Genomic DNA, 9,450 nt, shown 5'->3' on the forward strand with positions numbered 1-9,450 from the left:
CAAGCATTTTCATTTATGTGATAATGCATTTTGCAATCCTTTGTTGTTTTTCTCAAATATATTTAAAACCAAGGATTGCAACCTTGCAAATCATTTTTTAATTAAATCAACTTAATTTCACATCTTGTAGTTTTTTTGGTTCACAGAACCTAGTATCATAAAAGGCAATTGTTTCGTTGGCTCCAGTATTTTCAATATATATATGCTTGCCAGGTTGAACACCTTTCATGTATCTTGCATCAGCAGTGGCATGCCCGGCCACAATTGATCCTATATTGGTTTCATTGAATGCATCAAAATTAGTACTTACGGCAAAGGCACTTGTAACTAGGCTGTAACCTCCAATCATAAGTGTTATGTATATTACTTTATTCATATGACTAATACCTCAGTTTGTGTAAATTAATTTTAGTAAGTATATTAAGTGTTTCCCAAAAGGAAAAAAATAGAAAATTATAGGTTATTTTTAAAGGGTTTGTTACCTTGATAACGATACAGACAAAACGTCACAGTATCTTTCTGCTCAACAGTTTCTCGGTTACAAAACGCCAAAGGCAAGTCGTAAACTGGATAATGTATGGGCCGCCAAACATTGAAAAATAGGGCTTATATCTCAATAGTATTCAGGACATGAATTTGAAATAATTTCTGTTACACGGGCGTAATAGAATCATATATATGGAATTTAAAAAAATAATCAGTGTTGCTTTAGGTTTAAGCATAAGTATATCCTCGATGGCCAATGATTTTAGCTACGATGCCAATGGCAATTTAATACGTGATAGTCAAAATCACTATTATCGTTATAATGCAGATAACCAGTTGATTACGGTTATTGCCAATGGCAAAGCAAAAAGTCAGATGCACTATAATGCCAAAGGGTTACGTGATGGCAGAAAAGTCAATCGCGAGCAGCTTGGTTTGATTTATGAGGATGGAAATATTGTTGATGCTGTGGAAATAAAAGCCAATAAGACAAGTGCTTATCTAAAGCAAGATGTTCGTTACGTTGATAGTGATATGGGTGAAACACTGCAGTATTTAGGACATAGCAATAAAAACAGTACCCGTTTATTGCTTGATGCAAACTCAGCACTGCAACACATCTATAACTATAGCGCCTATGGCAATAATCGAGCGCTTCAAAAACGAACAAGCGCCAACGATAAAGGCGGCGTTGATCATCAATATCTGATTGATCAAAACCCCTTAACGTATGATGGGGAGTATCAGGACAGTGATACGGGCCTGGTTTATCTTCGTGCCAGATTCTACAATCCAAGTCTCATGGGCTTTATGCAGCGCGACAGTTATCATTTAATCAATCGATATAATGCGTTTAATAACAACCCGATTAATAACGTTGATCCAAATGGGCATTTCTCTATTAGTGATGGTTTTGCAGTAGCAGGCTTGGCACTTAGTGCCATGGCGAGTGTCTATGATGTTTTTAATATCGAGGAGTTCTCTGTAGGTATACTTAAATCTGTAGGTATACTTAAACCGGTAAATTTACTGTTTTCTGGTGCCTCAATAGGCACTGGAATTGCAGGGATAATAGACCATGACAGCACCTTGAACTGGTTATCCTTTGGTTTTGGTATGGGCGCTATGGCAACTACCATAGCCGATGCAGCGATTCAAACATCTAGAAATATAGGCTGCGTAGGCGCAAGCAATTACACAGGTATTTCTCCAGAAGCGGATAAGCTAGAGGAGGAAGTAGCGGAAGAAAATCAAACGGTGATTACAAAAGAAAACACTACTGATAGTTCGGTAAAAGCAGAAAATGACGTCCCTGCCAGTCAAGCCAGTATGCCTTTGCCTTCAAGCGGTTCAACTGTCGTACCAGCAAAATACCAGGCTGACAGTAATGTCGTGCTTGTGCTCCATAAACCTAATGGTAAAATAGCTGGTTATTCTGGGATGGAAATAAAACAAGACTGGGGGGATAATAGGGTAATTTTTAAAGCAGGAAACACTAGTAGCGATTCAACAGCAACTTACACCCCCAAAAATATGAAACTCTTCAAGGTAGGAGAATACTTGAGTTCAAATAAATTCCAGCGGGTGCCAATGCTGCAGGATCATGTTGATTTGTATAATGAATGGTATAACAAAAACGTTATTACTGTGATTAGCAAAGCCTAAATATATACCACCACAAACTATGTTACGGCATTTCTGTCATCAAACATCGCAGAATGATTTACGATGGGTATATTGCCCACAATTTAATAGGGGTAAGTCACATCAGAAAATGGTCTGCAAATGGTATAGATAAGAATTTGAAAAAGTTCTATATCTTAATTTTTTTGTAATGTCATACTAACAAATACGAATGAATTATCATTTATCTTGTTCAATAACAATCGAAGGTATATATGAAAAAATTGATTTCAACAACAATTGTTACTTCCTCACTTTTCATTGCAGCACATTGCTATGCTTGGAGCAATTACTTTACTTTCGTTAACAACTTTGATGTTCCCGTTAAAGTATCCTTCCACAGCACGGTAAGTTCAGCAAATATCCATATGCTTTGTGCAGGTGAAAGTAATAATGTTATTGTGCCAGCGGGCGCAACAAGCTGTAAGTTTCAATTTACTGATGGGCGTATGCACTGGTATAGCACTTATGATAGCAATCAAGGTACCATAACAATTGAAAATGCAAATGATTCAAATACTTATTGCACTATCCCTTACTATTATAGCCAAGATGTAACTCAAGAACTTAATGGCAAACGATATGCTGATGAACATTCAGAATCATTCTACACACCCACTTGTAAAGGTGACTTTAATAGTAATATGCTCAGCGTAGTCAATGACGATACTATTGCTTCATTTAGATCGCTTGCTGAAAATCTCATCGCCGACATCGATGGAATGAAAGCTGCTCAAACGACCGAGAGTCAAGCTGAAGCAGATTGTCATGGTGCAGATAACTGCCTTATCTTATCCCCAACTGCAAATATTAGCTATGTAACAAATGGCAGCTCTCTACAACAGGCATTGAACATACAATCAAATATCAATCAATATGAACCACTCAATTTCGAGCAATTTATTGGTGGTCATAACTCAGCTATTTCTCGGCATTACACCACAAGTACTGAAGGATATAATCTAAGTGATATCGATCCGGATGCCTATGCGGATATCCCAACACAATTAAACGATGGCGTGCGTCAGATCGAACTGGATATCGAGTGGGCAAATAATACCGTAAGCATTTGCCATAATCATGTTTCGGATAGCTCTGTGGCAAAAACGCTTTTATGCAACAATAGTCTACCATTTGCTGGAAAAAATGACGCCCCTTTGAATCAACTTGCAAACTGGGCAAACACGCATCCAGATGATTTAGTTTTAGTCTATTTTGACGTCAATGAATCTTTAGCAGGACATAAAGCAGCATTTGATCAGGCATTACAAAGCACTTTGCGCTGGCAAACAGGTGAATTTAAAGGACAATCTATGCTCTTTACGCCGCAAGACGCTCAACAAGCTTACGGCTCAACCGCATTACCTGCCTATAAGCTTAGTGCCTATCATTTAACGCATGATTTACACAAAAATATCATGTTGGTCAATGATGATGGTGGCACAAATGGATCACCGGATCTTAAAGGGGATAGTTTTGTCTTTACAGCTGTTGCCAACTCCACTGAAACGCCTCTTTATGAGAAATCAATAAAGGATTTTATAAACACAATCAATAAATATGGTGCGGATAAATATGCACAAATCAAGCAATTATTTGCTGGCGACCCTGAGCACTTTAATTTGTATCGATTAAATGCCGATCGTACCGTCATTGATTATATATCTTCGGTAGGCAATACATCAGCAGATGATTATAGGAACTATTTTACCAGTAGCAATATTTACAATATACTTCATTATCCCGTGAATATCCTGGCGTTAAATATGCTAGGTGCCACCTGTGGTTCAAATGATTGCAACACACATCCAACGGATCCACGTCTTTATTCGCTCCTGTGGAGCTGGGGATTGGGTTATCCCGTGGTAAATGGCGCCCAAATTGCTTATATTGATCCCGTGAAGCTACATTTTGAAAACAATAACCTCAAGGCTAACACAGATTATAATGTGCTTTGTGTGCTCAAGAATGCAAATGTATTAAGCCCTATTCAAGCACTTAATTGGCATATTAGCCGCATTCATCTAACACAAACCAATCAACCCAGTGAAATTCAAGCACTGGCAGAAAATGCCTGTCAGAGACAAGGTTATGGTGATTTTGCCGCGCCTGTTACTTCTTACTGGTTTGATGATGTAGTGAGATTAATCGCAGCACAGCATATAACCACGCCGATACTGATCAATTACATCCATAGCAATAACCACTGGCTGGCTAACCATCAGCATGGCATTGTTACATAAGAAAAATTGGTTATGATCATAAGTATTTACTCCCGCCCACCATCGCTTTGCAGTGGCGTTGGCTAAGCGTTAGTCGAAGCCATTTGTTTGTTTTCACAGCCCCTTTTGATTTTGCTCAAGGGACGATTGGTGCCGTTGGACGAATATTTGGTCGTAACCAAGAAATGCATAAAAACTAAATGTTTAAAAATAAAGGAGATAAATCTATGAAATTAAGACCAATATTACTGATGCCCATCTTGTCACTGACTCTACCAGTGGCAGCATTGGCCGACAGCACACACTTTACGCTTGTCAATAACACTGATACGGATATTTTATTAATCAATTCACAATCAGACTGTGTCGGAAGTAATGCGAGCTACCCATTAAATTACGATAGTGGTGCGACCGTTGTATATTCACACAGCGCTAAATCACTTGGTTATTATTGGAGTGGCGATCCAAATTCTTGTCCTAATGCCGGTCTAACCCTTGATATTGCATATAAAAATAACCCTAACGAGATAAAAATTTTTACTGATCATAAACACAGTGCTTATGAGTTTTATAACCAAGGTTTTCAGATACTGCAAACTGGTAATCCCGGACACAATTTACCAATTAACATCGTAAGCCATGCTGACGATAATCATTACACGATTACACTTTCATAAAATAACTGATTGGAGAAATATGATGAAAATGAAACGCAGTATTACCCTAGTGTGGCTTACATTGCCATTACTTGGATTAGCGGCAAATACAACAAGTTTTACTTTAAATAACTACTCAAGCAAACCGATTACACTGCTTTACACCTCAAACACTTATACAGACATTGCCATTACCACCCCAAATCTAACGAATCCCTGTGAAGATAGCATATCAAAAGCGTACCCTATGAATCACAGTCGATATTGCAATATAGAGATTCCGGCAAATGGTCAGTTTTATATGGTTTATCAATGGGGATATGGCACTTACCATGCACCTAGCTTTCAGATTTCATTACGCTATCAATCTGATTCTCCAAAAAAAGTGAATGGTTCCATCGTAACCTACGGTGCAGGGGTTCCCATTTTTGAAGATGCGGCAAATTACTCTGAAGAATTTCATAATCTGCATAGACCGCTTACATTATCAGCGGGCAGTGCCAGTACCACTGTATCGGTTGATATTGGAGAACCTGAAGACAATCAATATGTTGCTAATGTGGGCTGATGCAAATCATCCCACTACAGGGCATACACATATATGGAAATTAAAAAAATAATCAGTGTTGCTTTAGGTTTAAGCATAAGTGTATCCTCGATGGCCAATGATTTTAGCTACGATGCCAATGGCAATTTAATACGTGATAGTCAAAATCACCATTATCGTTATAATGCAGATAACCAGTTGATTGCGGTTATTGCCAATGGCAAAGCAAAAAGTCAGATGCATTATAATGCCAAAGGGTTGCGTGATGGCAGAAAAGTCAATCGCGAGCAGCTTGGTTTGATTTATGAGGATGGAAATATTGTTGATGCTGTGGAAGTAAAAGCCAATAAGACAAGTGCTTATCTAAAGCAAGATGTTCGTTATGTTGATGATGGTATGGGTGAAACATCGCAGTATTTAGGACATAGCAATAAAAACAGTACCAGCTTATTGCTTGATGCAAACTCAACACTGCAACACACCTATAACTATAGTGCCTATGGTAATAATCAAGCGCTTCAAAAGTTCACGAATCTACATGACAAGGCCAGCAGTTATCGTACATATCTGATTGATCAAAACCCGTTAACGTACGATGGTGAATATCAAGATAGCGATACGGGCCTGGTTTATCTTCGTGCCAGATTCTACAATCCAAGTCTCATGGGCTTTATGCAGCGCGACAGTTATCATTTAATCAATCGATATAATGCGTTTAATAACAACCCGATTAATAACGTTGACCCAAATGGGCATTTTCCATTTGCAGGACTAGGACTTGGACTTGCAAATTTAGCGCCAATTGCTGATATGGGCTACAACTTATATCAGGCAATATCAGGAAACGAGAGCTGGGGAAGCACAACATTCATTGCTAGCATGATAGGTGATATCGCAGGGTTAGTAATAGCAGGCGTAGCTGATTACATAGAATATCCTTCACGTGCTGTTGCGTCTGATTTTATAGAAACGCCGCTGTCAGAAGAGAGTACATTATCTGAGAGTTACACGTCAATGAGTAACGCCACATCAAATGAGCGTGAATCCTCTGCCGCTGATGACGTATCATTGAACGCTAAGCACCCTTTGCCTATGGAGACATCCTCTTTATCTATTGAAATGTCAAATCCTCAAGGTTTCTCAACCTCAGGACAAGGGCTCTTGCTTGGGCCATATAATGGTAATCCGGCTTCTGTAACTACTGAATGGGACTCAGAAATTCAGCAGTATGAAGGTGTTTTGCTACGAAAGCTTACTTTAGGCGATCAGGTCAAGCCTCAGTATAATATGTTTTCCAGTGATGAAATAGGCGCACAGAATATAATACGATCTGATGGCCAAACGAAGATTAGATTGCAAAGTGGTGATGCTAAACAAGACATTCAAGATAGCGAGCCCATGCGCTTTTGCGTCCATAACGGATGCCTATCCCATAATCAAGGGAACCTTAGTTCAGATATTATAAAATCCGTGAATTCAGGGGAGGAGCTTACTTGGCAACTAGAATATACCAGAGATGGTTCTCGATATCGTGTGCTTGGTGTAATACAGCCTCTTCAGTCTGGCTAAATTACTTGTGCAGCCTCTTGGTGAATTCGTATGGTCAGTGCAAAATCATCTTCTCAGAAAAAACAAGCCAAACGCATCTCAATACTTTCTCTTGCAGGTAAACTTGCATCACTTATAGGTAATTTCACTGCCGTATGAAATACCGAGTCTGTTGGGCCTGGTTGACTAGAATCATAGCCTTTAAATAAAAGTGCGACACCAGGGTGCATTCTTTCATAGTAATACCAGCTATGTTTTGGATTATATCTTAGCAGCATCATTTCTATCGAATAGCTTGGATAATCCCTTGTCGAATAAACCACATCTTTCTGCTCAACGGTTTCTCGGTCACAAAGCGCCAAAGGCAAGTCGTAAACTGGATAATGTATGGGCCGCCAAACATTTATAATCCACATACGTCTTTGTTTAAGCTCATTCAAACAGTAACCCTTCCAAGGGTTCTGACACTCAAAAAAACCAGTTTTTTCAAACAAAAGTGATGTGACTTTTTCAGGGTTATAGTCACCATGAGCCATTTGCACAGGTTCTCTAGAGATATTACTATCACAATGCTTAGGACGAATACGGTGATTAATAGGAACGACGAGCTTAGCCTTGACTCGATCTTTAACAAGCTCAATTGTTTCTGGATAGTAGTACTGATAAACTAATTGTCCATCATGAAAATCATGAACTTGACTGCGATGCATAATGTGCTCAAAACCATTTTTTTCCAAGCTAAAGACTTCTTCTCTATCCTGAAAAGCCCTAAGCGCCACCGAGTGCTCTACTAAATCAGCGGCTTCTAAATCCTTTCCATCAAGAGCATGTACGGATGAACCAGCCTTCATCCTCCCATCAAAATAATTTATTTTGCTGTAGAGCTGTTGTTTCGTGACTAAATTTCCCATGGACCTGCTCCTTTTTATATTGTGTCATCAACGAGCATATCCTTACACAGGGTCAATGAGAAACAATATTGTTTAATACACGGTATAAAAGAAAATAATAGTATATTGAAAAATAGGGCTTATACCTCAATAGTATTCAGGACATGAATTTGAAATAATTTCTGTTTCACAGGCGTAAAATCTACACATATATGGAAATTAAAAAAATAATCAGTGTTGCTTTAGGTTTAAGCATAAGTGTATCCTCGATGGCCAATGATTTTAGCTACGATGCCAATGGCAATTTAATACGTGATAGTCAAAATCACCATTATCGTTATAATGCAGATAACCAGTTGATTAGGGTTATTGTCAATGGCAAAGCAAAAAGTCAGATGCATTATAATGCCAAAGGGTTACGTGATGGCAGAAAAGTCAATCACGAGCAGCTTGGTTTGATTTATGAGGATGGAAATATTGTTGATGCTGTGGAAGTAAAAGCCAATAAGACAAGTGCCTATCTAAAGCAAGATGTTCGTTACGTTGATGATGGTATGGGTGAAACATCGCAGTATTTAGGACATGGCAATAAAAACAGTACCCGTTTATTGCTTGATGCAAACTCAACACTGCAACACACCTATAACTATAGTGCCTATGGTAATAATCGAGCGCTTCAAAAACGAACAAGCGCCAACGATAAAGGCGGCGTTGATCATCAATATCTGATTGATCAAAACCCGTTAACGTACGATGGTGAATATCAAGATAGCGATACGGGCCTGGTTTATCTTCGTGCCAGATTCTACAATCCAGATATCATGGGCTTTATGCAGCGTGATAGTTATCATTTAATCAATCGATATAATGCGTTTAATAATAACCCGATTAATAACGTTGACCCAAATGGGCATTTTTCGTTTTCCTCGCTTATTCCATTTTATGGTGCAGTAACTTCGGCAAAGAATGGTAACTGGGGGGAGTTCACAGCTAATATGGTCGTTAATATTGCAAGCATTGCCTTTGCTACAGGTGTTGGTGTTAGTATTCGTTAGTGGCTTAGATCGGCAGCTGAGCAAGATGCCACGCTATCATCCACTACAGTGGCGGATAAATTACTTCTTGCTGGTAATGATGAGGAAACTGAAGTGGGACTTAACGCAGCTAGCACCTTAAAATATACTCTAACGAAAAAGTATGATATCACATTCCCCTATTATTTGGAGAGTAATTCTGATGACAGCTTGTTGGATGATGGCGAAGAGGATGTCGTATTAAAGAAAATAGCAAAAAAGCATGGTTACGATACAGCAGCAGCTTTAAAACTAGTGGACCTGCCATCTGACTTCGAAGAAGCTAACTTGCAAGACGAAACATTCAAAATTCAAGGGGCGCATTCGGAATTTGTGGGTATGTAG

The 9,450-nt window shown here is 38.8% G+C and carries 9 protein-coding genes; 7 read left to right on the forward strand and 2 right to left on the reverse strand.

Annotated elements, in window-relative coordinates:
• Positions 1 to 106 precede the first annotated feature (106 nt).
• A complete protein-coding gene (locus tag DNK84_RS07175) occupies positions 107 to 376 on the reverse strand; it encodes a hypothetical protein (protein WP_119343869.1) in 270 nt (89 codons plus the stop codon).
• Positions 377 to 678: 302 nt separating this feature from the next.
• Between DNK84_RS07175 and DNK84_RS07180 the strand changes: the two genes are divergently transcribed.
• The 5 genes from DNK84_RS07180 (at position 679) to DNK84_RS07200 (ending at position 7,163) form a co-directional block, all read left to right on the forward strand.
• Positions 679 to 2,151, forward strand: coding sequence for an RHS repeat domain-containing protein (locus DNK84_RS07180; protein WP_119343870.1), 1,473 nt, complete (start codon positions 679 to 681; stop codon positions 2,149 to 2,151).
• Positions 2,152 to 2,384: 233 nt separating this feature from the next.
• The gene (locus tag DNK84_RS07185) at positions 2,385 to 4,412 is read left to right on the forward strand and encodes a PI-PLC domain-containing protein (protein ID WP_119343871.1); all 2,028 of its coding nucleotides are present in this window, start codon (positions 2,385 to 2,387) and stop codon (positions 4,410 to 4,412) included.
• Between the two features lie 206 nt (positions 4,413 to 4,618).
• Positions 4,619 to 5,068: a hypothetical protein gene (locus tag DNK84_RS07190; protein ID WP_119343872.1), complete on the forward strand. Its 450-nt coding sequence runs from the start codon at positions 4,619 to 4,621 to the stop codon at positions 5,066 to 5,068.
• Positions 5,069 to 5,087: 19 nt separating this feature from the next.
• A complete protein-coding gene (locus DNK84_RS07195; RefSeq protein ID WP_162902292.1) occupies positions 5,088 to 5,615 on the forward strand; it encodes a hypothetical protein in 528 nt (175 codons plus the stop codon).
• 33 nt (positions 5,616 to 5,648) lie between these two features.
• Positions 5,649 to 7,163: an RHS repeat domain-containing protein gene (locus tag DNK84_RS07200; protein ID WP_119343874.1), complete on the forward strand. Its 1,515-nt coding sequence runs from the start codon at positions 5,649 to 5,651 to the stop codon at positions 7,161 to 7,163.
• A 53-nt stretch (positions 7,164 to 7,216) separates the two neighbouring features.
• Here DNK84_RS07200 and DNK84_RS07205 read toward each other — a convergent pair whose 3' ends face one another.
• Positions 7,217 to 8,053: a CmcJ/NvfI family oxidoreductase gene (locus DNK84_RS07205; protein ID WP_119343875.1), complete on the reverse strand. Its 837-nt coding sequence runs from the start codon at positions 8,051 to 8,053 to the stop codon at positions 7,217 to 7,219.
• 191 nt (positions 8,054 to 8,244) lie between these two features.
• Between DNK84_RS07205 and DNK84_RS07210 the strand changes: the two genes are divergently transcribed.
• Positions 8,245 to 9,087: an RHS repeat domain-containing protein gene (locus DNK84_RS07210; RefSeq protein WP_119343876.1), complete on the forward strand. Its 843-nt coding sequence runs from the start codon at positions 8,245 to 8,247 to the stop codon at positions 9,085 to 9,087.
• Positions 9,088 to 9,135: 48 nt separating this feature from the next.
• Positions 9,136 to 9,450: a hypothetical protein gene (locus DNK84_RS07215; protein WP_119343877.1), complete on the forward strand. Its 315-nt coding sequence runs from the start codon at positions 9,136 to 9,138 to the stop codon at positions 9,448 to 9,450.

The organism is Facilibium subflavum (assembly GCF_003574485.1).
In the GTDB taxonomy this organism is placed as follows: domain Bacteria; phylum Pseudomonadota; class Gammaproteobacteria; order Francisellales; family Francisellaceae; genus Facilibium; species Facilibium subflavum.